We start from the raw sequence: 25,128 nt of genomic DNA on the forward strand, positions 1-25,128 counted from the left end.
TCCAGTTCGCGTTCGTCTAGGGTTCTCTTAGCCAGCGACTGCCAGCTTCTCGACCGATAGAGCAAGGCGTATCTGGTTCGACCGCGGGAACGCGACCGCTCCGGTCCAATCGTCCATCGAGCATCCTCAGACGTCGCGAGAGCATCGTTCGGCCACCCAGTCGCGTGAGACGACCCTATCTGCTCATGTTGCGGGCGTATTTGTGGAATCCACTACATATAAATAGTAAATGATCCAAATCGAAGTATGCTTGATGGCAAAGTCTGCGTAGTCTGTGGCGCTGGCCACGGTCTCGGGGAAGAAACAGCGGTCGAAATGGCGAACCACGGTGCCACGGTCGTCGTGAACGATCTCGGTGTCGATCTCTCAGGGGAGGGAACCGACGAGCGACCGGCAAGAGGGACAGTCCGACGTATCGAGGATGCCGGCGGTGAGGCGACGACCCACTTCGGAGACGTCACCGACCTGGACTACACCAGTCGACTCATCGAGGAGACAGTCGACGAATACGGATCCGTCGATAGCATCGCGAACTTCGCAGGGATCCTCCGGGACACGATGATCTTCAACATGGACGAGGAAGACTTCGAGACAGTCGTGGATGTCCATTTGAAGGGCCACTTCTCGTTGTTACGCAACGCGGCCGTTCACTGGCGGTCCGAGTACAAACAGGGTAACGGGTTTGACACCCAGCGATCGTTTTTGTGCGTCTCCAGCGGTGTCGCAGCTGGCAACCCTGGACAGGCCAATTACTCGGCAGCGAAAGCCGGCATTCTGGGATTGATGCGCACGTCGGCGCGAGAGCTACACCAGTACGACGTTCGCGTGAACGCGTTGTGGCCAACCGCGTTGACACGGATGACTGAAGGGCTTCCACAGATGGAGAACAAGGAGGAGATGGGGCCTCAGCACGTAGCTGCCGCTCCAGTGTTCCTTGCCAGTGACGACGCCGCGGATGTGACGGGCTGTACTATCGGCACTGGCGGAGGACAGATATCGTTCGTCACCGACCCGGAACGTGAACGTTCGCTCTCCAAAGACGTCGGCACAAGCGGTGCCTGGACAGCTCAAGAGATTCGCGACCGGTGGGGAGAACTCACCGAAGACTACGAAACAACGCGGATGACTGCTGGCTGGTAACTCGGTTCCCAGTCGGAATTGTCTCCGACGAGAGTACGGTCCAACCCACGAGATAGCATTATTCGTACCCCACTAACAGAACCCATGAAGAAATAGGAGATACAGCGCAGAAGGGGGGCGAAAAGGTTAGAGATTCTCTCGTTCATCGAGTGTCTTCCGGCGAATCTTCCCCGTCGCAGTCTTCGGGAGTTCGTCGATGAATTCGACCTCCCGAGGATACTCGTACTTCGCGAGACGGTCCTTGACGAAGTCCCCGATGTCGGCGGCGAGGGAGTCGGACCCAGTGTATCCCTCGTTGAGCGTGACGAAGGCCTTGAGGGTGCTTCCACGCTCCTCGTCGGGAACGCCGATGATTCCAGCGTCTGCAACGGCGTCGTGCTTTGAGAGAACGTCCTCGACTTCCTCCGGACCGATTCGGTAGCCTGCGGAGATGATAACGTCGTCCTTCCGGCTCTTGTAGTCGAAGTAGCCGTCCTCGTCGCGCACGCCGAGGTCCTCGGTGAGCATGTAGTCGCCCGCGAACTTCTCCCGAGTCTTCTCGGGCTTCCCGAGATAACCTTTGAAGATTGTCGGGTTGTCAGTAATCACGGCTATCTCACCGATTTCGCCGTCGGGTACCGGACTGTGGTCTCTCGGGTCGAGGACGTCGGCGTCGAATCCAGGCATCGGCTTCCCAATGTTTTGGCGGTACTCGAAGTACCGCGAGCAGTTCCCGAACAGGATTGTCCCCTCAGTCTGACCGTAGGCCTCGTGAATCGTCGCGCCGAATACGTCGTCCGCCCACTCGGGGAGCGTCTTCCCGACGGCCTCTCCGCCGCTCCCAAGGACGCGGACAGAGTCAAGGGTGTATCGCTCCGTAGGCTTGTCAACACTATTCATCATCATACGGAGCGCGGTCGGGGGGATGTAGAGACAGGTGAGCCCGTAGCGCTCTACGAGTTCAAAGGGTTTCTCGGGGTCGAAGGAGCTGTAATTCTCGTATGCGAGCACGGGCTTCCCGTAGTAGAGTGCGGGTAGCACGAGATCGAAGAACGAGCCAACCCACGCCCAGCCAGTCGGATGCCAGAACACGTCGTCCGTTCTGAGGTCCGCGTTGGTAAAGTTGCAGATGAACCCGGGGAGGTGTCCGAAGATCACGCGATGAGGGTAAACGACGCCCTTCGGGTCGCCCGTTGTCCCGCTCGTATACGGGATCACTGCATCATCCTCGGCTTCTGTCTCTACGATTTCGAAGGAACGATCGCTGCCCTGTATCGCGTCCCAGAGTCGCGTCTCGTCGGCTTCAAGGTCGTCAACATCACCAACGACGAGGACTTTCTCGAGCATGTCGAGTTCCCCCTTGACCTCGCGGACGTTTTCGAGATTGCAGGCGTCCGCGACGATTACTCTCGTTTCACTGTCGGCGAGGCGGTATCGAAGGGCATCCGGCCCAAAGAGCGTGGAGAGTGGAACGGAGACGCCGCCAATTTTCCAGATTCCGACGTGCCCGATTACTGTCTCCGGCTTCTGTGGGACGCAGACAGCGACGCGGTCGCTGACGTTGAGCCCCCACTCAGAGAGGTAGTTCGCGAGCTGGTTCGTCCGCTGTTTCAACTGCCAGAACGTGTACGACCCTTCATTGTCCTTCTCGTCTTCGTAGAAGAGCGCGACTTCGTTCTTCCGGCTTGCATGGCGGTCACAGACGTACTCCGCCATGTTTACTTGGTCCGGGACATCCCACTCAAAGCCGGATCGAAGCTCCTCATAGCTTTCCCACTCCTGCTCGTAGAAGTGGTAAGCTTCGATCCGGCTTTCTGGGTAATCTCCAACAGTCATCGTTCCTCCGTGAACGCGGTGACTTCGGTAACCGTTCCACTAATATTACGCCCGATCTGACACAGCATCATCTGTGGTATTCTCACACATCGCAATAATTATTTGGTACTGTCTAGCTCTGTACCTTCTCACAGGTGTTCCTTGAGCGATCAATGTGGTATACTCTGATTATGGTCGTTCACAGAATAGTCAATTCCCTGCCTGACACTCAAGCGACTATTACCACCATGACGTATTCAAGTGGCCAACGCGAATTTTGAGTGTGTGAGATATTCTTTAGATCAGGTTCGTTCTTTGTCGCCAATCAGATCAATCAGTCCAATTCAATCAGAAGGATTGCAGTGTGGTACCGAACTGATCGACCAGGAAATCATGTCCCTACAATCATGTTTCCCAGTGGTTTCGTGGAGGAATGCAGTCGCTGAATCGGGACCATCTCGCCTGATGGAGTATACGTTGAGAAGGAATTTGCAGGTGTGAATTGTGCAATAAAAACAATACTGTGTCTCATCAATTGCTACAGTGTCATGTCGCTCACGGTTTATTCTTGCTTGCCAAAGGAGGATCTGAAACGCTGGTGGATATCCGATAAACTCACTGGAAATTTAATTGAACTAAAATATATCGGCCGAATAGACGCGAAATAGTTTCTGCGCCACCGAACGATAATCTTTCTCTCCTGCTCTCAACAGCCAAGGCTCGCTTTCTTAAATTTCCATTTGAGCAGTTCTAGGCGAGTTTCTACCGTTTAATTCGATAAGCGGAAGTGAGGGTCCCACGGTTCCCTCGATAAGATCTATGCGCTATGCCTCCTCAACGACGTTCGCGAGGTTTCCAAGGGAGTCATTCCATCCTTCGTTGGCGTCTTGGGGCGGGATGTTCTCAGGGATTCCTGCCTGGTGAGCAGTGACTTCGGTCCCGTCAGAGACCCTCTCGAAGGTGACCGTGGTCGTCATCTCGCCGGCCATTCCTGGATCATCGGACTCGAATTCCTCGGTATAGACGATCCGCTCGCCAGGGGATAGTTCTTCGTAAGTCCCGTGGAACGTGTGAGCGTATGGTTCCAATTCCTCGATGTCGGCAGTGAACGACATGCGGAAGGTGCCGCCCTCCGTGGCGTCGAACTCGTGAACTTCACAGGAGAAGCCCTCTGGCGGGAGCCACGCGGCGAGTTCGTCGGGATCGACAAAGGCTTTATAGACTCTCTTTGGTGTGGCTTCGATCACGCGATTGACGGTAATACTTCGATCTTCATCTGTGGTGGCCTCTTCCCGCGGTTTTGTTCCGTCATCAGTGTTGTCTCTCATGGGCTTCTTGCTCCAGATGGTCGGCCAACGCGTCGAAGCGGTCTTCCCAGAGCACGCGGTACCGGGTTAGCCATCCAAAGGCTTCACTCAGCGGCGCGGCATCAAGGTGACATCGTCGAACCCGGCCGTCCTTCTCGATATCAACCAAGCCCGCATCTTCCAACACATGCAAGTGCTTGGAGACTGCCGCCAGCGAGACGTCGTGAGGTTCGGCCAGTTCACCGACGCTTTCGGGGCCATCGGCGAGTTGTTCGAGGATCCCTCGGCGGATCGGATGGGTTAATGCTTTGAAAATTGCATCGAGATCCGGGTCGTTCGACTGTTGTTCAACCATCCGGTTGAATGTACAGCGCGCTCGATATTAAACCTATAGGTTAAACAAAATGCCTTCGACGATTCAGGCGGAGAGAGCAGCTCTCGTCAGAAATAAATGTGATTACGCTCTCTCTTTGCAAAATGGAGCGTATCTTTCGCCACCTGAAATTATAAAGAGAAGTGGAACAACCCCGGGACCCCTGAATGGATCTGTGTATAAGAATTCCTCCGGTGTCATATCGAGTACCAATCTTATTAGTTTGCCGTGTCAGTCTTGACTCAAAATCGTAGACGCATCACGTCGGGTGATTCTACCATTCTCTTTCGTTCCAGTTCGACCGGTCCGCCGGCGAGGTTCTCCAGGCTCATACCTCCGCCTGTAGCGGCGTCTTCTTCGGGGGTTGGCTTGGGAATGTCCAGGCTCGAAACGGTAACTGCCGAGAGCGTATGGGGACGACCCGCTAGGCTCCGTCGAGTTCCTCGGCCACCCCGACGATGATGCCTTCGGGTCCGCGCACGAAGCAGAGGCGGTACACGTCTTCGTACTGGGCGACTTCGCCCACGAGTTCGGCGCCGTGGGAGCGAAGGCGGTCGAGGACTTCGTCGACATCGTCGACGGTGAACATGATGCGGCGGATCCCCAGGCTGTTCACTGCCGGTTCCTCAGATCCGTCACGGATGGCTTCGGGTGTGATGAATCTCGAGAGCTCGACACGACCGTGGCCGTCAGGGGTCCGCATCATGGCGATGTCGCTCTGGACGTTCTCGAGCCCCACGACGCGGCCCGCCCACTCTCCCTCGACGCGCGTCTCGTCTTCCAGCTCCATGCCGAGTTCCGTGAAGAACGCCTTCGCAGCTTCGAGGTCCTCGACCACGATGAGAATGTTGTCCATTTGCTTGATCGTCATAGTCCGATCAAGCCTCTCCTGTATTTGCCACTTTATTCGCAACGACGAGTCCAAGAACGACACCGAATCCGAAGACAACAAAGCGAGGCGGACCTCGTTGCATGGAATGCCCGCTATTTGCCCTCTGTTTTGTCTTTGTGTATTCTGTACCACAGGACGTAGGTCGGTTCGCGCATGACGTTGGAGTCATCACTTCTACAGACGGGCCGTCATACCCTCAAGATTCGTTCGAACATGTTCGAGTAAACAGTCATCGTGGCTGCTATCGTCCTCTAGAGTATGAAATCACCTGCTGGAGTATCAAAGAGTGAATCGAATTACAGAGGAACACGATTACGTAACCAAGTTCGAAGTATCGCAGCGCTTCCGCTGAGACGAATCATACGCGTATTGCTGGGGGTGGAGGCTGCATCATTCTTCTTCGCCGCCACAATTCATGCAGGGATGCTCATCAGTGGCTATGAGCATCATGAGGCGATGATTGCCGAGAGTGTCATCGGTACGGTTCTGCTCGGTGGCTTTGTGATAACCTGGCCCCATTCACGTTCAATGTTCACAATTGCCATAATCGTCCAAGCATTCGCATTACTGGGAACGCTCGTCGGGATTTTCACGATCATCATCGGCATTGGCCCACGTACTGTCCCGGATATTGCATACCACGTAAGCATTGTGCTCGTGTTAGCGGTTGGCCTTGAATTGGCCCGACGCGGACGTAGAACTGAAACAATGTGAAAGCCATCACAGACTTGAATGTCGGTGATGTTGTGTATCGCTTCAGTGGATTTCCCTAGGCGGGCTCCTACACAGAATACACAATAATGGCAAACACAAATTAGCTATTTTTGACTACAATCGAAAATGGAGTTGGATCGGGTGGTACTACCACGTCCTCGAGGGAGCCCAAGATCCAGTTTGTCAACAAACGTAGGTTCATTAGGACTTGAGATCGTACATGTCGTCGTCGCGTGAATATCGGGAACGGCGTTGGTTGCCGTATCAACTAACAGGGTCGTCTTCAACTGTTGGGTTGTCAAGTTCGTTCGCTTCGGTAGTGAGCTGAGGCATGAGCGCGCTGAAATCCGGATGCATCGATCCCTGTTATATCGTTCAAGGGTAGATCAGCGAGTGAGATGTTCAGTAGGACACGCCAGACAGCCATTTCCAGGCGGTCGAATGTCTTACTGAGCATTGGGGGTGCCGGAATCAAGTCAAGGGCATCGCGGATGCGTGGCATTTCGATGAGTTCGTCACCGAAGTCGCGGTACGTGGTCGTCTTCTTCACTTTCAGACAGAGCAGAACCACGTGTTGGCGGAGCGTGAAGCGCTTTCGAGAATAGCCTGACGAGAACCGTGGCACGGCGAGTCAACACGACAGCACGTTCAACGAATCGAAGGAGGTGTGATCCGGGAGAGAATCCATCTCTCCTCCGCTACTCACTCGTTGTGTTTCTCAGTAAGGTTTCGACAGGGGCTTTGATGTGAGACTACACACGCCCGACTCAGCCATAATACAGAGCGTAGGTCAACAGGATGGCCATCATATTCCAACTGCCGTGTGCGACCATTGAGGCGGTCAAGCGGCCGGTGTATACGAACAGAAGGGTGTAGGCGATGGTGGTCGGGAGAATATCGAACCACTCTACGGCGTTCGCCGGTAGGTGGCCGAGGGCGAAGAAGAGGATCGACAGAATTCCGGCTACCCACAGTCCCACACGAGGTTTTTCGAAGGTGTCCTTGAGAACGGTGATGAAGTATCCTCTGTTGTAGAGTTCCTCGGTGATTCCGCCGCCGATCACCCCGAGCGCGATGTAGGCCGCGAGGCCCAGTACCGTCCCATCCATCATCGACACCATTTGCGCTATGTCCGCTCGTTCGGCCCCACCGGTGCTGGGAATAATCCATCCAAACTGTAGCGCCGCCCAACTCAATCCGACCAGAAGCCCCAGCAGGCTATCTTTCTTCCAGTTATGCGGAGTGAGGCCGATAGACCGGAAATCCCTTCCCAGCCACCTGAGGGAGACGTACAGTAGGGCACAGATGGCACCTAACTGAAAGAGAGCGATAACGAACAGGTTGATGCCGGTGAGGCCGCCGTTGAATTTGCTGATACCGAAGAACAGGTTCGGAAGGGCGAACAGAATGAATCCGAGGAGGATCGTTACGACAAAGACAAGGATGGTTTTGCGTTTGCTGGCTGGTGATTGAGACATGATCTGTTAGTAGATCGACCGTTTTCAGTGGACTATGTGGGATTTCGGACACATATCCCTTCCGTCGACTCGAACCTTGTATACCTCCTCTAACCGACTGTGACATAAACATCACGGTCGAAATGGGCTTGTTGAAACTCTCTGAGAATAACAAAAGTGGTGTGCTGAATATAGACCACCCATTGACCGGCTTCTCTGCAAAAACGTATTCGATGGTCTACCCTCTATCGCTGGTATGTCCACTAGCGTTGCAACACCTGACTTAGACGGGCAGTGGGCGTACGATCGTGATTGGCATTCGCTCAAGAGTTCTACTCGACGACGAGGAATCGCGACGATGGGGTGGTCAGCTATTCAGCAATTCATCCTGCCAGAAAATGAGTCCGTCAAGTATAGGTTCTCAATCGGAATGCTCGCTGGTGGCATTGTATACCGACTTTGGTATGGTGTGCTTCTGCCTCTCCCCATCACCGATAACGAGTAGAACAGGACTATCAGGGTTCACTGGTTCACCATCAGATGACCAAACAATCTTGATCCGCTTCTCTCACCTTTGAGGATCAGCTGTGACTCTCACTCACCACCACTGGTTTCGATACTAAGAATTCGGACATCGCCAGCTTGCTCAGTATCGATCTCAGGTGTTGAACTGGGTAACAGAGACATGACCGAATCTTTCGTATATCCCTACTCGGAGGCACGCTATGGCACGCGTGTGAGCAGGAAGGAGGGGGTGGCGAGGGAGAGGCATGTGGATCAGGAGTGATGGCGCTAGACCCATCCGGGAGCCCAGTCAGGGTGTTAGAGGCAACCGCGCCATACCTGATCCTTTGGGGGTTCGGTATATGCTTTGTGCTATTGTAAAAAATAAGTCAATCAGTCATCCAACCATTGTCTCAACTATATCTACTACTCACCGAGCGATCACAGCTAGAACTTTGACTCGCTCATCGCTGCAAAAGTTGTGTCGCCAGTCGTATCTTCTGTTCATTAGCTATGTGTGGTGTGAGAGTGCTACCCGAGGAAATACATGAGGAGAAAAAAGATAACGAGAATGCCAAGAAGCACTACCATAGCTTTGATCGAATCTGATCTGAGGACTGGCATCCCTGAACCCGTCGGGTCTCCGTCTATCCTGTCCATACCATCACCACCAGTTCCGTCCATATTTTCACAACTCATCTTTAGCTAATAAGCTTACTCACAATATGTCTTTATGATTTCTCAAGTTGTCAGTCGATTCTTTACCAGACAAACACCACTACGACTAGATTTGCGAACGAAACTGCACAATCAATTCTGCTACTGACGAGACGGCACAGAACCGCGCACAGACCGACCAATTCTCCTTCGACGTCGATGTCCCCGAAATGTTGCTACTCCAAAGACTCTGGTGACCACACGCCTAATCAGGAAAATAGACGTCAGAAAGCTGTATCATCTCTACGCTTCTTCCCAGATATTGATCAGACACGATGTTCGTTCAATGGGCGGACACCCTCGACACTCCGTCTATCTCCATCATCTATGAGATGAATTCCTTGATAATATGGCCTTCAGCCCGATGCAGGACACCACTAGCTGCCGATTGACTGACTCTGAACCTTTCTGCAAGCTCAATGAGCGTACAGCCACGTGGACTATCGTAGTAGCCGCGTTCAACCGCTTCAGTAATAAACTCCCGTTGACGCTCGGTTAGGAGTCCGCTCGCTTCGTATGATTGCGTGAATGATAGAACCTCATAAGGGATATCAGCCGCCGCTAACTCGGTCGTATACTCCGATAACTGCTCCTGTGAACCGATTAGTTCACTTGATAACCACCCATCTTTGATAATGATGGGAAATCGTGGGAGGCTCCCCGTCGCAAGCCTCGCCTCATACGTTGACGGCATCGAAAATACCAACTGGATCAATACCATTCCCTCGTCGGAATGGAGAACCTCGGACGAGTACACCTCCGGTGCGTCGTCGAACCGGCGAACGATGGCGTCCCCGTCTGGTGTCGTTACCTCGATGATTTCGAGTACGCCGTTATCTGAGGGATTGCTCGTCAGGATCTTAAACTCGATGTTCGAAAAGTCGGTTGAGACACTAGCCAGGAAATTATCGTCGTCTGCCCCAATCTTGGTTTTCAGGTGTACGCGAGGCATACCACGCTAGAGTTGGCTGACGAGTGGTTTAACAGACTCGCAGATGACTTAAAAGGGTGAATGTATTCACGTACAAATCCGTGGTCTCGCTTAGCGTAGCAAGTAGTGAATAGCTATGAGTGCACTTGAAACGGCCATCCCTATTGTGCAAGGACTGCTCGGACTCATCATGGTTGGTGCGGGCAGCGCGAAAATTATCGGTGTTGACATCGCGAAAGAGGACTTCAAGCGGTACGGCTACCCGAAGTGGTTTCGATTCGTTACCGGTGGCATCGAAGTTATTGGTGGTCTCGGGTTGCTCGTCGGTCTTGTGGTTGCGCCGATTATCGCTGTTCTTGGTGGGGTTTTAATCGTCGCCACGATGATAGGGGCTATCCTGACGCATCTCTTCCGAGTTGATGATCCACTCTGGAGATATGTTGGACCATCGATGTACTTCATCGCCGGACTTATCGTCACGATTTTTTCGCTGCCCTCATTCTAAGTATTAAAATAGCAACAGTAGTTTCCTTCCCTTGTTTACAGATAGTGCCCCTGCATCAGATGAGTACAGCAACTCTTTCGGTACTCTAGATGGGCCTCCATCGGAGTTCGTCTCTAGACAATACTGAAGGGCGAAATTTCGAGATTTACCCTGTCTCACGGTCGTTGACACTAAACACTCCCACCCCGCTCGGATTAGAGCCCGAGACAATCGATGAAGACAGTGGGTGGGCGGAGTTTGCATTCCCACCGACCACGCTCGCACTCGGAGAGGCAAGCCCACAGATGCCGTTCACCCCGGGAGAAAGTGGCAGTGGTGTCGCAATGGCTGTCGATGATGTCGAAACAGCTACCGAAGAACTCGAAGATGATGGTGTGACTATTCTGATGGACCCGATCGACAGTGGTGTCTGCCACATGTCCATAATTGCTGATCCAGATGGTAATCCGATCATCCTCCATAAGCGAAACGATGGTACCCACGGGCGGGTTGACCCGTTCCCCTGGGTACAAAGCTGCGGATGATGTGAAAGAGAAAATTGTCAGAATAGGAGATGGGAGTGACTGTACTATTTTCCGAGACCAGTCTAACCAGTCGTGCTCAATTGGTGATTTTTCTCCATCGGACGAGTATACAACTCGACGATGTGTTCGTCCGGATCTTTGAAATATAATGACCGATATGGAGCTTCCGCGTCGTACTCGCGTTTGGTCACCGGAACATCTACTTGCTGAAGGAACTCATATGCAGCGTCAAAATCGCTCTCATCAATAAAGAGAGCAAAATGGACGTGATCGCCCCCCTCGTCGTATAATGCAGAATTGGGCCATTGATTCACTGGTTGTGCTTTCCGTTTCTCGTCTTTATCGGAAAACTCGCGAGGTAACCACAAGCCCAAGCGAGTATTCCCTCCGACATAGATCCACGTTGCCCAGACCTCGTCTCCAGAGGTTGATCCTGTGAATTGTCCATCAGCGTACCCCCACTGGTCGATAATGGGAAATCCGAGCGTTTCTGACCAAAATCTAACGGCCCGATCCATGTCTGCAACTTCGAGGACGAGTTCAGAAACGCCCTGTACTGGCAGTGTCATACGGTTTCATTTATATGGATACTATTGAAAGTGATGTCGCCCTCCAATCAACACGAAGTGATTTTTTGCCCTTTCGAAGTCGGTCGTTGAGTTACTACTCACCAACCCTCACGTCGTACTTCCCACCCCAGCAGTATCGTCGGCCATCCCAGACGAACGTTCGGCGGGCGAGTCCATACAGAAGGAGGGGCACAAACACGAACAGTGCTGGATAGGCTAGTACGGCTGTCCACCGGCGGACACCCAGAATCTCGTTGACGGCGAAATGTAGCACCGTTAGGATGATCACAGCTGGAAGTGGGTCTAGGATTGCACCAACAAGGACGAGCAGTGAGACGAGAACTGTCCCGACGATTGTCTCAGGGAAGTGCCACCGGAGAATCTGCGTCCATCGAACCGGCCGCTCGACCGCCTCGTGGATGGTCCCCCCAATGGGAACGATATGTGTCCGACCGACTGTCGTTACTTGGAGGTACTCCATGAGGAGCCCATCGTCGCTTACAGTTTGTCGAAGTTCGCCAAGAAATGTGGTCTCGTCGATGTCGCCTCGCTCGAACATGACCGCGCCGCCCCATATTTGGTTGCCAAGATAGAGGCCTAGAGAGCCAGCCGAAGCGTACAACGGCTCAAGCAGCACCGATAGGGGATCTTGTCCAACGAAGTAAGGCACTTCTGACACGGGTCCGTGGTCCTCATAGTCTGCGCTAAGCGTGACCAGCCAATCCGAGGGGTGATAGAAGTCGTCGTCAGTCCAAACGATGCGGTTGTGGCACGCGGCTTCCATTCCGGCAGCGATGGCGTTAGCCTTCCCCGAACAACCTTCCGGCTTGCCGGCGGCGACGAATCGGACGCCTGTGGGGTGGTTTTCTCGTTCGGTGACAGGGTCGTCCCCGTTATCGTGGATAATCAACAGTTCGTCGCTGTCTCCGAGCTGGGCGGCCAACTGCGCGCATGCGTCGGTCCATCTCGTCGTCGGCAAGAGGACGCTCGTCGGCGGGTGATCAGACATGGTGGTTAACCCTTTCCAGCCGAGGGCCATGAGCCCGCTGCCGGCGATTCATGGACACTTATGCTGAAAAGCTATAAGATAGCACCTAATCGTTAGTACATGCGCTACGTCACCGTCGTGGCTTACCCCAACGAAAAAGGAATCAACCGCCTCGACCGACGGGTTATCGAGCTTGGCCTAGAGTACCGAGCCATCCATCGCATGGAACTCCTCGCTGACGATTCCGTCGCGATGTTCGCCGAGGGTCGTGGCGATATCGAGGGACTCCGTCAGATCCTGTCGGAGTCGCCGGAAATCTTCGAGTTCTCTGTCTCTGGTGACAAGGACGGATTCTTCTCCTACACACGCTATGCGGCAGATGACCTGACTCGGATGCTCATGGAGGACCGGCGCGAGTCGTCATACCTAATCGATATGCCGATCGAACACACCACTGACGGCGGTCTCCGAGTGACTTACATTGGAACGGAAGCAGCCTTCACCAACGCGCTCTCCGAACAGCCTGAGGGTGTCAGAATAGAGGTCGAACGAATCGGCACATACACTCCCGGCCCCCGCCACATAGTCTCTCGGCTGACTGAACGTCAGCGGGAGGTGCTCCAGGCGGCGATAGCTCTCGGCTATTACCAAGAACCTCGCAAAGCGACCCACGACGAAATTGCGGCGGTAACTGAACTCTCCGAGACCACGGTCGGCGAGCATCTCCGGAAGGTCGAGGCGACCGTGTTCTCCTCGCTCCACGTTGGGGCCACTGATCGCTGAAGTGATCGATTGTCTCTGAGGAATCTGGTGATGGTCAGCTACTCACTCATTGCGACTGAGTACACGTCAGGCTAATCGTGGCTTTGGGGGAGCCGCTGATGTCACGGACGCACTTCGACGAAGTGAGGATCTGAATGCACCGGCCACTGAACCATGGAGCAAGACTGTTATCCTGCTATCGTTAGCTTCCCTGTTGTCGCTTCGACATCCTTGAGTATGCGACATAGGGGACAGCCCTATCAAGTATCTCATTGTGAGCTCCACTGATCTTCAGTCCAAGTATTCTGGTGAACGAGAAAAGGAGAGAAGCATATAAACAGCCCTTGATCGACGGCAACGCGCTCATCGCCCTCAGATGAGAAGGAGTAACCAATGAGACTCGTTGAGACGATTGCGGAGATACTGGGATTCGGCCCGAATGTAACCGTCATAGAACAACTCATCGCGTCATTACTCGGTGCCGCTCTAATTGGGGTCTTCTGCCTGACTCACATGGCAATTGCTGGTCCGTGGGCGAAACGAAAAGTGAACGCAGCTTTCGTGGATCGAATCGCCGTGAATCGAGTTGGTCCATTTGGACTGTTGGTCATCGTTGCGGACATCATCCGACTGATTTCGAAGGAACTCATTATCCCAAATGGCGTGGACCGTCCTGCCTGGGATCTCGCCCCTGTCCTCCTCTTTTTCTCGGCATGTGTTGGCTTCGCCGTTGTTCCGATGGGAACCATCGCTGGCGTTACGATCCAACTTGCCGACCCCGAGACCGGCCTCGTGTTTCTCTTCGCCATCTCGTCGCTAGCGACCCTCGCGTTAGTTATGGCTGGCTACTCGTCTAATAACAAGTATTCGTTTATCGGCGGGATGCGCGCAGTTGCACAGAATATCGCGTACGAGATCCCCCTCGTTGTCACGGCGGCGTCAGTCGTCCTGTTCACGGGAACGCTTCGAGTGAGCGAAGTCGTTGCGTTTCAAACTCGACCGCTCGTAAACGTGTTGGGCGTCCAAATCCCATCGTGGTTCGCCTTCGTCAATCCATTCGCTTTTGCACTGTTCATGGTGGCGAACTTAGCAGAGATTGGACGAAATCCGTTTGATACCCCAGAAGCACCGCAGGAGGTCATTGCTGGCTATCAGACCGAATACTCGAGCGTCTACTTCGTCTTTCTCTATGGGAGTGAGTTTCTCCATATTTTCCTCGGCGGTGCAATCATTACGACGTTGTTTCTTGGAGGGCCGAATGGGCCGTGGCTGCCGGGGTTCGTTTGGTTCCTCCTCAAAATATGGGGCGTATTCTTGTTCACGCAATGGGCACGAACAGCAATACCGCGCGTCCGCATCGATCAGCTCATCGAAATCGGTTGGAAGGGCCTCCTCGTTCTTTCATTTGCCAACCTTCTCCTCACAGCAATTCTTATTCCAATTCTAGGCGTGTAGTGCTAGCCTCCTTCCTCAATTGGGAAAGTGTAATTCTCCGAGTCTTGCTGTTTTCTGACCTTCTTCGAAACAATCCCTGAAATCCATGAATACACGACATTCATCCGCCCTCGACCACCCAGAGCCATGAGAACTCCGCAAACCACCAATACGTCATCTCCATCGATGACGTGACTGAAGACATGATGGTCTGCACCTGCCCACATCACGTCCACCGCACCGCCTTTTGCAAACACATGACTGCCATCGAGAACGCAGCCGACGATACCAAACCAGACAACTGCGCCTGTGACGGCCTCGGGGACTTCCCGTATTGGCCGTGCGTTCGTACGGGTCGCAAAGAACTGCCGAACTAATCTCCGTTCACCCGCTTTTTGATATTGTACCGAATGACTATCGTCCTTCTCAGGAGATTATTTCTCACCGGAGACACTGACTAAATAACTTCACTTACACTCCACTAGGCGCTCCTATTTCTTCGCTGCGAACCTCTACTATACTGGAGGATTAATCTCCGAGCGGAGCACGTATCATGATTTACAAAAAGAGATACAGAGAGGCGATTACTGAACCAGAAACGCGAGTGAAATTCACCACCCTAGCACGATGGACCTTTTCCGAAGCCCGGGAAACGACACGAAAACGGTTCGCGGAGAACGGAGAGGCGACACAAAATTCTAGGAACGACATGCGATTGGTCCAGACGGCGCCGACCGCTCCGTTGAATCTCATTGGTCGCCTAATCGATACAACACTAAGGAGGACGACGAAATGACACTCGCAATCGAGACCAATGACCTACACAAGTCCTTCGGTGATACGCTCGCTGTAGACGGCATTGACCTCCAGATTCCTCGAGGAACCGTATTCGGTCTTCTCGGACCCAATGGAGCCGGAAAGACTACGATAATCCGAATGCTTGCAACGCTGCTCCGCCCAGATTCAGGCACTGCGACCGTCCTTGGGCACGACGTCGTACAGAATTCGGCTGCGGTTCGTGAGAAAGTAAGCCTCACTGGCCAGTACGCCTCCATCGACGAGGAACTGACTGGTCGTGAGAATCTCATCCTCATCGGGCGCTTACTCGGGTTCTCGTGGCGCAGTGCCAGCAAGCGCGCCGACGAGCTGCTCGCCTCTTTCGGCCTCACCGAGGCTGCCAGGCGCCAAGTGCGGACGTATTCCGGCGGCATGAAACGTCGCCTCGACGTCGCCGCAAGCTTGGTCGTCACACCCGAGGTCCTCTTTTTGGACGAGCCGACAACGGGTCTCGACCCTCGTAGCCGGAACCAAGTCTGGGCAATCATCCGTGCCATTGCTGCCGAGGGAACGACTGTACTCCTCACTACACAGTATCTGGACGAGGCAGATCGTTTGGCAGACCGGCTTGCCGTGATCGATGATGGGCGAGTCATCGCGGAAGGAACCAGCCGCGAGCTGAAAGCCGCCATCGGTGCCAGCACGCTTCATGTTCGCCTGCACGACCCCAAACAGCGTGCGGAGGCCGAGACCATCCTCGGGGACCTCCTCGGTGTGGAGATCCTCAACGGAGACGACCGTGACACGCTTTCTGCGAGCGTTTCGGATGACGAGAACGCTGCAGCGGTGCTCTCGGCGCTTGCTGGCGCTGACGTGCGCGTCGATGAGTTCTCGCTTGGACAAGCGAGTTTAGACGAGGTATTCCTTGCCTTGACGGGGCATCCCGCAGAAGAACAAACCGAAGAGGTAGCAGCATGAGCACCGAGACCAAGGAGACATCGCTCATCACCGAGGAGGATCTGGCTGATGCCCTCTCACGCGATGAACGTCCGCCGCATGCTGGGGCAGTCTCCGCATCGGTCACACTCGGGTGGAGAGCCCTCTTGAAAATCAAGCATGTCCCATTCCAACTGTTCGACGTCACGGCATTCCCGCTCATGTTCACACTGCTGTTCACCTTCCTCTTCGGTGGTGCCCTCGCGGGGTCACCCAGCGAGTACATTCAGTTTCTCCTACCAGGAATCCTTGTACAGTCCATCGTCTTTATTACTGTTTACACCGGATTTGGACTTAATACAGACATCGACAACGGCCTGTTCGATCGCTTCCAATCGCTCCCGATTTGGCAGCCCGCACCTATCGTTGGCGCGCTCTTAGGCGACGTTATGCGTTACTCCATCGCCGCGGTTATGGTAATCGGGCTCGGGTTCGTACTTGGATTCAGGCCTGGGGCCGGGTTCGTGGGCGTGCTCCTCGCGCTGGCACTCGTTCTTGTGTTCGCATTCAGCCTCTCGTGGATCTGGATCGTCGTCGGGCTAACCGTTGAAAAGCCCGAATCTGTCATGACGATGAGTTTCCTCTTGCTGTTCCCACTCACGTTCGTGTCCAACATCTTCGTGGACCCTGCAACCATGCCCGGGTGGCTCCAGATCGTAGTTGGCGTCAACCCGGTTACACATCTCGCAGACGCTACCCGTGGTCTCATGCATGGAGGCGTTGAGTTCGTGGATATCGCGTGGGTACTCGTCGCTTCCGCCGTGATTGTTGCCGTCTTCGCACCGCTTTCGCTCCGGAAGTACCGCGAGGAACGGTAGCTTCGATTCCGGACGAGACCATTTCCTGATTGTGACTCTGTTGGATCGCTGCTCACGAGGTGTTACAGATGATAACTGATATTCGTCTATGAATAACAGTTATCTCCTATCTTCGGTATCACACTGCCATGAACTCGTTTGATGCAGCTCGCGTTGAAACAGTCTTGATGGACTCGTATAGTACACTCGTCGACATGCGTTCGTTAGAGGATGCACTCGCCAAGTATACCGATAAAGCACGAGAAGTCGCTACGATCTGGTTCCAACGATCAAAGATCTACGGTACTGTTGCCACTCAGTTCGAGGAATTTCGTCCCTGCAGAGAGAAATACCGTCACTCACTCAATGATGGCCTGCACCTGCCCACATCACGTTCACCGCAACGCCTTTTGCAAGCACATGGTTGTCGTCGAAAACGCAACCAACGACGGGACGCTAGAGGCTTTCCACAGAGAGGACGACAACGAGACCGAAAACTGCGACTATGACGGCCTCGGTGACTTCCCCTGTTGGCCGTGCGTGCGAACGGGACGAACAGAACTGCCGAACTAACTCGGTTAGCATTTTATTCAATGAAAATAGTTCTATCACATAGTACTGTTACTCACTTTCTCGTGGATGGCTTCTGTACTGTTGCACTCGTCCTCGTATAGTGGTGATACAGCGTCCTCGGATGCTGCGTAGAATCGACGCAGACACGTACGTAGATATTCGCTCGGAATAGTACACCATATGATGCCACGTATACAGCTCAAAATCAATGCTGCTGCGTCACAGGACCAGCTGGCCACTGCCTCTACCGAATTCCCGGAGGAAGAATTCGAAATATTAGCGAGCCACACAATTGACGATCGACTAGTTGGTATACTCAAGGTTCGAACGATGGACGGAGACGCCATCGCTCAATATTTCCAAGACACAGTAGGAGTCCACTCATCTGAAGTGCTTTTTACAGATGAGAGATATATTCTCCTCCAGTACGAAATTCCAATTCCTGATCCATATCGTGTGGCTCGTGCATCAGGCAATCTGACACTCTTCCCGATTACTATGCACGACGGCTGGTTGTTCGTGGAACGAAGTGCCTCAAACGAACAGTTAGCACAATATAGGGATCAACTAGAAAGCGCTGGACTTCAGTATCAGATCCTCTCGTTACAGCAATCACACGATCCGATTGAACTACTCACTGATCGGCAACGACAGTTCATCACCGAAGCTATTGCGCGCGGTTATTACGAGACCCCCCGCCAGTGTACGCTAACCGATTTAGCAGAGATTTTTGGAATTAACAAGTCTGCTGCAAGTGAAACACTCCGTCGGGCTGAAGGACGAATTATCACAGACGCACTACCCAAATCGAAAACGTGATGTCTTGAGAAAATTGCAAGATAATGCCTATTGGAGCAGCGAAAAATCATTGAGCTACGATTGTAGATTCACCGTTTGAAGAAGAATGCTATTTAAACTGCTGAACTAGTTCACGCACAAAGCTGGGATATCTCCCGAGCTAGTATAGATATGGCACAATTAGAAACGGCAGACGATGTAAAATCGTCAACATCGCCTGATTTGAATCGTTTCGTAAAATATGGTCTATTAACGATTGTCATCGCTGTCATCGTAAATTCGGCTATTCGTGTGGTCGCATACCAATTCATTACCATTCACTCTGCTTTTTGGCCGTTAGAATGGGAAGCGGTGGCCGGAAGTACAGCTCTCACGATCATTGGTGCAACTTTCATTTACTGGGCAGTGACTCGCCTGTCTCAGCGACCGAACCGAATATTTGTGATTATTGCGGCGCTTGTGCTGCTTCTCTCGTTTGGGTCTTTCATAGTGCCTCCACCTATTTTGGAGGAAACACCACCTTCAGTAAGTGCGGTCTTAGCAGGAATGCACGTGAGTGTAGCGGTCATTAGCGTTAGTCTATTGACCCGGATCTCAAACACCACTTCTGAGTCTGACAATCGTCATTAAATCGGATTCCAAGTGCCGCAAAACCTCGACTAAAGGGAAAAGAGCCGTTCAATGTCGTATTCGTGAGCAAGACCGCACTTGTGTGGTCAATAAATGAAACCTCAGGGTAGTCATAGTGCTCAAACGATCACAAGACGCAATAGACACTCCAGCACAAACGAGAAGAGTATCGAAACTCTCTGAGCGTCCAATCGACTAGAGTGCAGAACCGACGTCTCATGGATTATCAGGAGAGCTCTGCGTGAGCGAATCGCCAGTATCCGAACACGAGAGGCAAGGTCAGCCAGAGCACCAATACGACAAATCCGAACCAACCTTGCTGCCAAAATGTATCGACAGTCCCCGTCTGACTTGCCGAGTTTACCACCGTATACGCGGAGTAAAACGCCTGACGTGGGTTCATAGCGTTGACGAATGTGATGATATCACTTTGGAAAGCTTCGGAGCCGATTTCGAAGTAGTTGAGGAGGAGCGCGAGGACGATGTTCAGAATATCCCAGACCATCGTGAACAGGACGACGAGTCCAAAGCCAATGGCGACGACCGCGTTCTCCGATGCAAGCCCTGCCGAAAGCCCGACGCTGATGCTGACGAAAACCGCTCCGAGGAGGAGCGCGAGCAACGCGAACAGTAGGAAATCTACTATCGGGAGCGGAGCGCCGAGAGCGGCGATGACACCACCACTAACCACTAACCCGACGAGCGTAGCTACCGAAACGATGGTTGTCCGCCCGATGAACTTCCCGCACAGCACGTCAGTCCTCGTGTGTGGCAACGAGAGGAGCAACTTCAGGCTCCCTGAGTCCCGCTCACCAACGACTGACCGATATCCCGAGAGAATCCCGACTGTGGGGAGGAAGATGGCTGTCGGCGTCGTGAGCGAGAGGATGATGGCGAGTTCGTTTGCGTCCTCAACCTCGTAGGCGCTGGTAACCTTGACAAAGAAGTACGACGCACCGGCAAAGAACAGCACGAAGATCGCGATGAGCGACAACAAACGCCGTGAGCGAACGGCGTCCCGAACGTCTTTTTTCGCGACGGCCATCCAACTCATGCGTACACCTCCTGTCGGTTCGTGAAGGCAGCAAACAGGTCGTCGAGGGACGACTCTTCCGTGGCAATGTCGTGAACCTCGACCCCCGCATCTCGAACGGCATCTATCACCGCTATCTTCGACCCGTCGGCAATTGCGACGACGAGTTCGTGGTCGTGCCCCTGAGCCTCCAGAACACCAGGACAGTTTCGAGCGGCAGCGAGTGCGTCTTGTGTCACTTGTGAGACGGAGAGAGTGAGGTTGGCCGACGTCTCAGTCGATTGCCGAAGGCCCTGAATCGAATCCTGCGCGATGAGTTGTCCCCCCTGAAGTATCCCAACACGGTCACAGACCGCATCAACCTGTTCGAGAATGTGGCTCGAAAAGAAGATCGTTGCACCACGAGCGTTCTCTTCGAGGATGATCTCGCGCATCTCGCGGGCACCGTTCGGGTCCAGTCCAGTCGATGGTTCATCGAGAAGTATCAAGTCTGGTTGATCCACGAGAGCCATTCCGAGGGCAAGACGCTGTGCCATCCCTTTCGAGTAGCCACCTGCCTTTCGGTCCGCTGCGTCTGCGATGCCGACACGTTCAAGAATTTCTATCGGCGAGTCCTCGGCGTTTTTCGATTCGATGGCAAATTCGAGATGTTGACGACCGGTAAGGCGGTCGTAGACCGAAAAGGCGTCCGGGAGGACGCCAATTCGTTGCCGGATGGCGAGCGAGTCCGTCTGGGCGTCGTATCCTAATACGCTTGCTTGCCCCGTGGTCGGGCGAATGAAATCGAGAAGGATGTTGATAGCTGTCGATTTGCCAGCACCGTTCGGCCCAAGAAATCCGAATATTTCTCCATCTTCGATAGAAAGGTCCAACCCGTCCAAAGCGGTGAAATCACCAAACTGCTTCGTAACGTTCGAGAGATCGATTGCAGTCATTGCAGGTGGACGATGGCATGGGTATCTATTGGTCTCCAACGATGGTTTTCTACCCCAGAAAAACGTCGTCGAAGGCTTTGATACCGAGAGGGGAAAATTCCTCACGACCCGTGTTCGAACACTGATTGCCTCGACAAATCGATGCCGACCATACGGCAGTATAGAATGGTCGAGAGACTGAGATAGAGAAACTCGCTTAGGGTGCTGACTACCGAGATACTGATATCAGAGATAATGGGTGGTGCCACAGCCGGTAGTAGCGCGAAGATGCCAAACGGTAGTATGAGGAACGTGACCGAAAGAATCCCGAACGCGACGAGGTGCTGGGACGCGAGTCGCCAGCTACCGAGACACGCTTGGAAGATGTTTCGGTCTTGTATGGCGATTTCGTGTGCAATAAACGTCAATCCGGTAAACAGGATAAACGCAGGTATTAGCAGAACGATGCCACCGATCACCACTAGCCCAACTCCAACGAAGGAGTGAGTGGCAGCGGTTAGTGTGGATTCTCCGATGACGAAGACAAGTCCAATGCCGAGAGCTACCGAGACGAGGATGATGCCGACGACAATACAAATACCAACCCATGCACCGAGATAGGTATGAACTGTCGCCCATCCCATCCGGTAGAATACGAACCGCTCTGGAATGCGGTCTTCACAATCGCTTGCAAAGATCCGAATTGCAATGATTTGGATCGGGGTGGTAATCGCAGTCGTGAGACCGAGGGTGAGCAGTGTGGCTGCCAAGCTCACAAACACGGGTATGTCTGTCGCAGGTGGGACCGGTTGAGCTGCGTTTGCTGGGAGAATCATGGAGTCTGTCTGGAGGGGGAGATACGTCGAAGACGTGATCGATGTCAGTCCGGAGAGGAGGAGGTCGATGACGAAATAGCATCCGACCAATAACAGTCCATTCCGTGTTTTTAGCTGTCCCACTCCCTTCCGGAGCACAGAGCGAGTGATGATCTTCATCGTGAATTACTCCTTAGTTGACCAGGGATCGCTCCAAAGCTGTTGCAAGGACATGAAGTATAGCCGGAGGTGATTCGATGTCGTAGGGTAGTTGCTGATCTCATTTCTCTTTATACTGGATTCGGACCTTCTGATCGTCGGTTTTCGGTCGGGATGGTCCACTCGAGATACGTAATGAGTAGATGATGCATCCGAGACCAATTATCTCTACGAGACGGCTCAGAATAGGCAAATACGACGTGTAAATCCGCGGTGGGAACGCAAACTGCGCACTGAGTAAAGTGACGACGATGGTCAAGCCAAACGGGACGACAGCGATGAGGGCAAGGCCGAGGGCCAAGTAGAGCATCCGTCGATTTTGATTGCGACAAAATCCACGGTACGCTTGGAATGTGATGTATAGTCCCATTCCTATCGCGACGAACGTTAATAGGAGCGAGACGAGATACTCGACATACGCGGACAGCGCGGTTGTTTGAAGAACGATCATACTTGATTCCACATCTCGGTAAACCGGTCCGCAACGTCGTCAGTCGGTTGTGTTTCGATAACGATTTCGAGGTTACCGTTCGTCAGTTCCACTGTAAGTCGCTGGAGACAAGCCTCGTACATACTGTAGTGATGGCCGTCTGCCGCAATTTTAGTACGTTCAGCCACTAATCCTGCACCGATGAGGCGTTCAATACGCCGATATACGGTCGGAAGCGACATCTCACATTCGTCTCCTAGTTCTTTCGCGGACATTGGTCGTTTGCTAACTGCGATGAGGATCGTCCTCGCATACTCATCGTCGAGGAGTGCGAAGACGTCAGTTGTAGAACAATCCTCATTCACACGTGCCAGTTCGAATACGGCTCGTATAAGCCATCTCTTTTGTACCCAGTTCCTTTACGAAACCTAACGATCGCGTACAACCTGTTTTGTGATGTGTACCGACCGTTAGTTTCGTCGCTTGTTCTCTGTTCATTACTGATCTCGTTCGTAGTGTGTCGGTATAGCGGCTGCTATCGTTTTCTGCCCCAGAAAAATATCCGCCTGTTTTACTCTTTCAAGCCGTCCCGATCAGTGCTGGGCTGAACATCGACGACGTGACCAAGGACTGATGGCCTGCATGTGTTCGCACCATGTCCACCGGGCTTCTTTCTAAAACACGTGGCCGCCGTCGAGCATGCAACCGGTAACGGCACGCTCGACGCCTTCTCGTCGGAGGGCGACAACGAGACCAAACCAAACAACTGCGACTGTGACGACCTCGGGGACTTCCCGTATTGGCCGTGCGTGCGAACGGGAACGGAAATAACTGTCAAGCTAACCATCACTTCAGTCTTTTTGAGATACATAATTTTTGAAGAAATGGAGACATGGGTGGGACTGGTTCACTTTCACTAAACTTAGCGCGTTTATATGGCACTTGCTAGCCTATCTCTACTGGAGGGGTGTAGGCATGACATCAGATACTGAAACAGAAAATGCGGTCGAACCCAGGCAAAAAATCACTCCGAATCTCTGGTTCAATGATCAGGCAGTGGAAGCCGCGGAGTTTTACACTTCCGTGTTTGAAAACGCGGAGATCAAGGATACAACCCATTACCCGGATGCCGGGCAGGAAATGACCGGGAAGGAAGCCGGCAGCGTGATGACGGTTGCCTTCAAGGTCGAGGGGTTCTCGTTTGTCGCGCTCAACGGCGGGCCGAAGTTCAGTTTCAACCCGTCGATATCGTTTTTCGTGAGTCGAGAAACAAAAGAGGAAATGGATGAGTTATGGGCACGGCTCGTCGATGGTGGGGAAGTACTCATCCAGCTTGATGAACACCCCTTCAGCGACTATTACGGCTGGGTGCAGGATCGATATGGTGTCTCGTGGCAGCTCATCCTCCCTAGCAACGAAGGCGACTGGCGTCCGGATCTGGTGCCGTCCCTCATGTTCACACAGGACAACGTCAACAAAGCCGAGGAAGCCATCGATTTTTACACCGGTGTCTTTGCTGACACCGAACTGGGTCACCTAGAACGGTATCCGGAAGACACCGGCCCAGCCAAAAAAGGGGCGCTTGCCTTCGGAGATTTCAAAGTCGAGGACGTCTGGCTGGCTGTTATGGATACCGGCGTTGAACAGGACTTCGCGTTCAACGAATCTATCTCCCTCATCGTCAACTGTGAAACCCAGGACGAAATCGACGAACTCTGGGACGCACTCAGCGCGGCACCCAAGGCCGAGCAGTGTGGCTGGCTAAAGGACAAATACGGTGTCTCGTGGCAGATTACGCCCGCGATGCTGAACGAGTTGCCGGACGACGACCTAGAGGCCAATGCGCGCATGATTGAGGCACTGCTGGAGATGAAGAAGCTCGACATTGCAGAACTGCAAACAGCATATGATGGAAACTAAGCTGCGTTAACCAAAGAACAATGTCAAAATCAAAAATCAACTTTACCGCTCAACTGGTTTCAATCGGATCGCGAACCGTCCTCAGGCTACCCGAGCACGCGAGTGAAAAGCTCCCATCTCGCGGCATGGTGATGGGCCGCGGAACCATCAACGGGTTCCACTTTCAGACCCCGCTTGAACCGGACGGTGAAGGAAGCCACTGGTTCGAGGTCGACAAAGCCATGCGTGAAAACGCTGGAGCAGACGTCGGCGACACTGTAACATTGGAGATTGAGCCGATTAGTGACTGGCCGGAACCCACGGTGCCAGCGGACTTGAAAAATGCTCTTGCAGACAATCCAGAGGCACAGACTCTCTGGAAAGATATCACAACGAAAGCACGCTGGGAATATATCCGCTGGATCCGCTCAGCTAAAAAGTCCGAGACCCGCGAGCGGCGGATCGAGACAGCCTGTTCGAAACTGGAAGACGGTCAGCGCAGACCATGTTGTTTTGACGGCAGATCCTGTACTGTACCCGATATATCGAAGAGTGGGGTACTGATTGAGCCGATGGAAAATCGCTGACCTGGACGGCCTACGAACAACACGGATGGGAGCAATTCAGTGCGACGGT

General features: G+C 53.2%; 26 protein-coding genes and 1 pseudogene. 13 read left to right on the plus strand and 14 right to left on the minus strand.

All coding sequences use genetic code 11. The annotated features are described in order from the left end of the window. Positions 1 to 246: 246 nt before the first annotated feature. The gene (locus ACGYLY_RS25240) at positions 247 to 1,140 is read left to right on the plus strand and encodes an SDR family oxidoreductase (RefSeq protein ID WP_395285523.1); all 894 of its coding nucleotides are present in this window, start codon (positions 247 to 249) and stop codon (positions 1,138 to 1,140) included. A gap of 126 nt (positions 1,141 to 1,266) precedes the next feature. On the opposite strand, the gene ACGYLY_RS25245 is transcribed toward ACGYLY_RS25240, so the two are convergent. The 4 genes from ACGYLY_RS25245 to ACGYLY_RS25260 all read right to left on the minus strand — a co-directional run bounded on the left by ACGYLY_RS25245 (position 1,267) and on the right by ACGYLY_RS25260 (position 5,485). Further along, entirely contained in the window at positions 1,267 to 2,955 is a 1,689-nt protein-coding gene (locus ACGYLY_RS25245) for an acyl-CoA synthetase (RefSeq protein ID WP_395285524.1), read from the minus strand. A gap of 803 nt (positions 2,956 to 3,758) precedes the next feature. Continuing rightward, positions 3,759 to 4,262, minus strand: a complete 504-nt coding sequence (locus tag ACGYLY_RS25250; RefSeq protein WP_395285525.1) for an SRPBCC family protein — start codon at positions 4,260 to 4,262, stop codon at positions 3,759 to 3,761. After that, a complete protein-coding gene (locus tag ACGYLY_RS25255) occupies positions 4,246 to 4,596 on the minus strand; it encodes an ArsR/SmtB family transcription factor (protein WP_395285526.1) in 351 nt (116 codons plus the stop codon). Before ACGYLY_RS25255 ends, ACGYLY_RS25250 begins: the two co-directional genes overlap by 17 nt. 442 nt (positions 4,597 to 5,038) lie before the next feature. Continuing rightward, complete coding sequence (locus tag ACGYLY_RS25260; protein WP_395285527.1) at positions 5,039 to 5,485, minus strand: VOC family protein; 447 nt, start codon at positions 5,483 to 5,485, stop codon at positions 5,039 to 5,041. A gap of 279 nt (positions 5,486 to 5,764) precedes the next feature. Here ACGYLY_RS25260 and ACGYLY_RS25265 point away from each other — a divergent pair, with 279 nt between their 5' ends. Then, positions 5,765 to 6,220 (plus strand): hypothetical protein, encoded by a 456-nt coding sequence (locus ACGYLY_RS25265; protein WP_395285528.1) that lies wholly within the window; start codon positions 5,765 to 5,767, stop codon positions 6,218 to 6,220. Between the two features lie 179 nt (positions 6,221 to 6,399). Here the strand turns inward: ACGYLY_RS25265 and ACGYLY_RS25270 are convergent. The 4 genes and pseudogenes from ACGYLY_RS25270 to ACGYLY_RS25285 all read right to left on the minus strand — a co-directional run. Next, positions 6,400 to 6,858, minus strand: a pseudogene (locus tag ACGYLY_RS25270) (IS5/IS1182 family transposase); the annotation flags it as partial. A gap of 129 nt (positions 6,859 to 6,987) precedes the next feature. Next, positions 6,988 to 7,698 (minus strand): lysostaphin resistance A-like protein, encoded by a 711-nt coding sequence (locus ACGYLY_RS25275; protein ID WP_395285529.1) that lies wholly within the window; start codon positions 7,696 to 7,698, stop codon positions 6,988 to 6,990. Positions 7,699 to 8,712: 1,014 nt separating this feature from the next. Further along, positions 8,713 to 8,865, minus strand: a complete 153-nt coding sequence (locus tag ACGYLY_RS25280) for a hypothetical protein (protein WP_395285530.1) — start codon at positions 8,863 to 8,865, stop codon at positions 8,713 to 8,715. Between the two features lie 358 nt (positions 8,866 to 9,223). Beyond that, complete coding sequence (locus ACGYLY_RS25285) at positions 9,224 to 9,850, minus strand: helix-turn-helix domain-containing protein (RefSeq protein ID WP_395285531.1); 627 nt, start codon at positions 9,848 to 9,850, stop codon at positions 9,224 to 9,226. A 115-nt stretch (positions 9,851 to 9,965) separates the two neighbouring features. Here ACGYLY_RS25285 and ACGYLY_RS25290 point away from each other — a divergent pair, with 115 nt between their 5' ends. After that, positions 9,966 to 10,334, plus strand: a complete 369-nt coding sequence (locus ACGYLY_RS25290; protein ID WP_395285532.1) for a DoxX family protein — start codon at positions 9,966 to 9,968, stop codon at positions 10,332 to 10,334. Positions 10,335 to 10,618: 284 nt separating this feature from the next. Continuing rightward, positions 10,619 to 10,858 (plus strand): VOC family protein, encoded by a 240-nt coding sequence (locus tag ACGYLY_RS25295; protein WP_395285533.1) that lies wholly within the window; start codon positions 10,619 to 10,621, stop codon positions 10,856 to 10,858. A 62-nt stretch (positions 10,859 to 10,920) separates the two neighbouring features. Here the strand turns inward: ACGYLY_RS25295 and ACGYLY_RS25300 are convergent, their stop codons facing one another. Together ACGYLY_RS25300 and ACGYLY_RS25305 are read right to left on the minus strand one after the other, a co-directional pair. Then, positions 10,921 to 11,427: a VOC family protein gene (locus tag ACGYLY_RS25300; protein WP_395285534.1), complete on the minus strand. Its 507-nt coding sequence runs from the start codon at positions 11,425 to 11,427 to the stop codon at positions 10,921 to 10,923. A gap of 94 nt (positions 11,428 to 11,521) precedes the next feature. Beyond that, positions 11,522 to 12,436 carry a glycosyltransferase family 2 protein gene (locus ACGYLY_RS25305; RefSeq protein ID WP_395285672.1) on the minus strand — a complete coding sequence of 305 codons (915 nt, stop codon included), beginning with the start codon at positions 12,434 to 12,436 and terminating at the stop codon, positions 11,522 to 11,524. 99 nt (positions 12,437 to 12,535) lie between these two features. Between ACGYLY_RS25305 and ACGYLY_RS25310 the strand changes: the two genes are divergently transcribed. The 7 genes from ACGYLY_RS25310 (at position 12,536) to ACGYLY_RS25340 (ending at position 19,182) form a co-directional block, all read left to right on the plus strand. Then, the gene (locus ACGYLY_RS25310; protein WP_395285535.1) at positions 12,536 to 13,198 is read left to right on the plus strand and encodes a helix-turn-helix domain-containing protein; all 663 of its coding nucleotides are present in this window, start codon (positions 12,536 to 12,538) and stop codon (positions 13,196 to 13,198) included. A 372-nt stretch (positions 13,199 to 13,570) separates the two neighbouring features. Beyond that, positions 13,571 to 14,632 (plus strand): NADH-quinone oxidoreductase subunit H, encoded by a 1,062-nt coding sequence (locus tag ACGYLY_RS25315; RefSeq protein ID WP_395285536.1) that lies wholly within the window; start codon positions 13,571 to 13,573, stop codon positions 14,630 to 14,632. 182 nt (positions 14,633 to 14,814) lie between these two features. Continuing rightward, a complete protein-coding gene (locus ACGYLY_RS25320) occupies positions 14,815 to 14,988 on the plus strand; it encodes a hypothetical protein (RefSeq protein WP_395285537.1) in 174 nt (57 codons plus the stop codon). A 415-nt stretch (positions 14,989 to 15,403) separates the two neighbouring features. Next, entirely contained in the window at positions 15,404 to 16,366 is a 963-nt protein-coding gene (locus ACGYLY_RS25325) for an ATP-binding cassette domain-containing protein (protein ID WP_395285538.1), read from the plus strand. Further along, complete coding sequence (locus ACGYLY_RS25330) at positions 16,363 to 17,202, plus strand: ABC transporter permease (protein WP_395285539.1); 840 nt, start codon at positions 16,363 to 16,365, stop codon at positions 17,200 to 17,202. Before ACGYLY_RS25325 ends, ACGYLY_RS25330 begins: the two co-directional genes overlap by 4 nt. A gap of 735 nt (positions 17,203 to 17,937) precedes the next feature. Beyond that, complete coding sequence (locus ACGYLY_RS25335; protein ID WP_395285540.1) at positions 17,938 to 18,573, plus strand: helix-turn-helix domain-containing protein; 636 nt, start codon at positions 17,938 to 17,940, stop codon at positions 18,571 to 18,573. Between the two features lie 150 nt (positions 18,574 to 18,723). Continuing rightward, a complete protein-coding gene (locus ACGYLY_RS25340) occupies positions 18,724 to 19,182 on the plus strand; it encodes a DUF6069 family protein (protein WP_395285541.1) in 459 nt (152 codons plus the stop codon). Positions 19,183 to 19,408: 226 nt separating this feature from the next. Here ACGYLY_RS25340 and ACGYLY_RS25345 read toward each other — a convergent pair whose 3' ends face one another. The 4 genes from ACGYLY_RS25345 to ACGYLY_RS25360 all read right to left on the minus strand — a co-directional run bounded on the left by ACGYLY_RS25345 (position 19,409) and on the right by ACGYLY_RS25360 (position 22,958). Beyond that, positions 19,409 to 20,236 carry an ABC transporter permease subunit gene (locus ACGYLY_RS25345; RefSeq protein WP_395285542.1) on the minus strand — a complete coding sequence of 276 codons (828 nt, stop codon included), beginning with the start codon at positions 20,234 to 20,236 and terminating at the stop codon, positions 19,409 to 19,411. Continuing rightward, positions 20,233 to 21,150 carry an ATP-binding cassette domain-containing protein gene (locus ACGYLY_RS25350; RefSeq protein ID WP_395285543.1) on the minus strand — a complete coding sequence of 306 codons (918 nt, stop codon included), beginning with the start codon at positions 21,148 to 21,150 and terminating at the stop codon, positions 20,233 to 20,235. Before ACGYLY_RS25350 ends, ACGYLY_RS25345 begins: the two co-directional genes overlap by 4 nt. A gap of 101 nt (positions 21,151 to 21,251) precedes the next feature. After that, positions 21,252 to 22,124, minus strand: a complete 873-nt coding sequence (locus ACGYLY_RS25355; protein WP_395285544.1) for a hypothetical protein — start codon at positions 22,122 to 22,124, stop codon at positions 21,252 to 21,254. 486 nt (positions 22,125 to 22,610) lie between these two features. Next, positions 22,611 to 22,958 carry a helix-turn-helix domain-containing protein gene (locus ACGYLY_RS25360; RefSeq protein WP_395285545.1) on the minus strand — a complete coding sequence of 116 codons (348 nt, stop codon included), beginning with the start codon at positions 22,956 to 22,958 and terminating at the stop codon, positions 22,611 to 22,613. A 610-nt stretch (positions 22,959 to 23,568) separates the two neighbouring features. Here ACGYLY_RS25360 and ACGYLY_RS25365 point away from each other — a divergent pair. Together ACGYLY_RS25365 and ACGYLY_RS25370 are read left to right on the plus strand one after the other, a co-directional pair. Beyond that, entirely contained in the window at positions 23,569 to 24,513 is a 945-nt protein-coding gene (locus ACGYLY_RS25365) for a VOC family protein (protein ID WP_395285546.1), read from the plus strand. Between the two features lie 20 nt (positions 24,514 to 24,533). Beyond that, positions 24,534 to 25,079, plus strand: a complete 546-nt coding sequence (locus ACGYLY_RS25370) for a YdeI/OmpD-associated family protein (protein WP_395285547.1) — start codon at positions 24,534 to 24,536, stop codon at positions 25,077 to 25,079. Positions 25,080 to 25,128 lie beyond the last annotated feature (49 nt).

The organism is Haladaptatus sp. CMAA 1909 (genome assembly GCF_043952005.1).
GTDB lineage: Archaea > Halobacteriota > Halobacteria > Halobacteriales > Haladaptataceae > Haladaptatus.

Excerpts from the sequence above, each read along its gene's own strand:
- ACGYLY_RS25240 (WP_395285523.1), top strand. The coding sequence starts at position 247 with ATGCTTGATGGCAAAGTCTGCGTAGTCTGTGGCGCTGGCCACGGTCTC.
- ACGYLY_RS25245 (WP_395285524.1), bottom strand. The coding sequence starts at position 2,955 with ATGACTGTTGGAGATTACCCAGAAAGCCGGATCGAAGCTTACCACTTC.
- ACGYLY_RS25250 (WP_395285525.1), bottom strand. The coding sequence starts at position 4,262 with ATGAGAGACAACACTGATGACGGAACAAAACCGCGGGAAGAGGCCACC.
- ACGYLY_RS25255 (WP_395285526.1), bottom strand. The coding sequence starts at position 4,596 with ATGGTTGAACAACAGTCGAACGACCCGGATCTCGATGCAATTTTCAAA.
- ACGYLY_RS25260 (WP_395285527.1), bottom strand. The coding sequence starts at position 5,485 with ATGACGATCAAGCAAATGGACAACATTCTCATCGTGGTCGAGGACCTC.
- ACGYLY_RS25265 (WP_395285528.1), top strand. The coding sequence starts at position 5,765 with ATGAAATCACCTGCTGGAGTATCAAAGAGTGAATCGAATTACAGAGGA.
- ACGYLY_RS25275 (WP_395285529.1), bottom strand. The coding sequence starts at position 7,698 with ATGTCTCAATCACCAGCCAGCAAACGCAAAACCATCCTTGTCTTTGTC.
- ACGYLY_RS25280 (WP_395285530.1), bottom strand. The coding sequence starts at position 8,865 with ATGGACGGAACTGGTGGTGATGGTATGGACAGGATAGACGGAGACCCG.
- ACGYLY_RS25285 (WP_395285531.1), bottom strand. The coding sequence starts at position 9,850 with ATGCCTCGCGTACACCTGAAAACCAAGATTGGGGCAGACGACGATAAT.
- ACGYLY_RS25290 (WP_395285532.1), top strand. The coding sequence starts at position 9,966 with ATGAGTGCACTTGAAACGGCCATCCCTATTGTGCAAGGACTGCTCGGA.
- ACGYLY_RS25295 (WP_395285533.1), top strand. The coding sequence starts at position 10,619 with ATGCCGTTCACCCCGGGAGAAAGTGGCAGTGGTGTCGCAATGGCTGTC.
- ACGYLY_RS25300 (WP_395285534.1), bottom strand. The coding sequence starts at position 11,427 with ATGACACTGCCAGTACAGGGCGTTTCTGAACTCGTCCTCGAAGTTGCA.
- ACGYLY_RS25305 (WP_395285672.1), bottom strand. The coding sequence starts at position 12,436 with ATGTCTGATCACCCGCCGACGAGCGTCCTCTTGCCGACGACGAGATGG.
- ACGYLY_RS25310 (WP_395285535.1), top strand. The coding sequence starts at position 12,536 with ATGCGCTACGTCACCGTCGTGGCTTACCCCAACGAAAAAGGAATCAAC.
- ACGYLY_RS25315 (WP_395285536.1), top strand. The coding sequence starts at position 13,571 with ATGAGACTCGTTGAGACGATTGCGGAGATACTGGGATTCGGCCCGAAT.
- ACGYLY_RS25320 (WP_395285537.1), top strand. The coding sequence starts at position 14,815 with ATGATGGTCTGCACCTGCCCACATCACGTCCACCGCACCGCCTTTTGC.
- ACGYLY_RS25325 (WP_395285538.1), top strand. The coding sequence starts at position 15,404 with ATGACACTCGCAATCGAGACCAATGACCTACACAAGTCCTTCGGTGAT.
- ACGYLY_RS25330 (WP_395285539.1), top strand. The coding sequence starts at position 16,363 with ATGAGCACCGAGACCAAGGAGACATCGCTCATCACCGAGGAGGATCTG.
- ACGYLY_RS25335 (WP_395285540.1), top strand. The coding sequence starts at position 17,938 with ATGCCACGTATACAGCTCAAAATCAATGCTGCTGCGTCACAGGACCAG.
- ACGYLY_RS25340 (WP_395285541.1), top strand. The coding sequence starts at position 18,724 with ATGGCACAATTAGAAACGGCAGACGATGTAAAATCGTCAACATCGCCT.
- ACGYLY_RS25345 (WP_395285542.1), bottom strand. The coding sequence starts at position 20,236 with ATGAGTTGGATGGCCGTCGCGAAAAAAGACGTTCGGGACGCCGTTCGC.
- ACGYLY_RS25350 (WP_395285543.1), bottom strand. The coding sequence starts at position 21,150 with ATGACTGCAATCGATCTCTCGAACGTTACGAAGCAGTTTGGTGATTTC.
- ACGYLY_RS25355 (WP_395285544.1), bottom strand. The coding sequence starts at position 22,124 with ATGAAGATCATCACTCGCTCTGTGCTCCGGAAGGGAGTGGGACAGCTA.
- ACGYLY_RS25365 (WP_395285546.1), top strand. The coding sequence starts at position 23,569 with ATGACATCAGATACTGAAACAGAAAATGCGGTCGAACCCAGGCAAAAA.
- ACGYLY_RS25370 (WP_395285547.1), top strand. The coding sequence starts at position 24,534 with ATGTCAAAATCAAAAATCAACTTTACCGCTCAACTGGTTTCAATCGGA.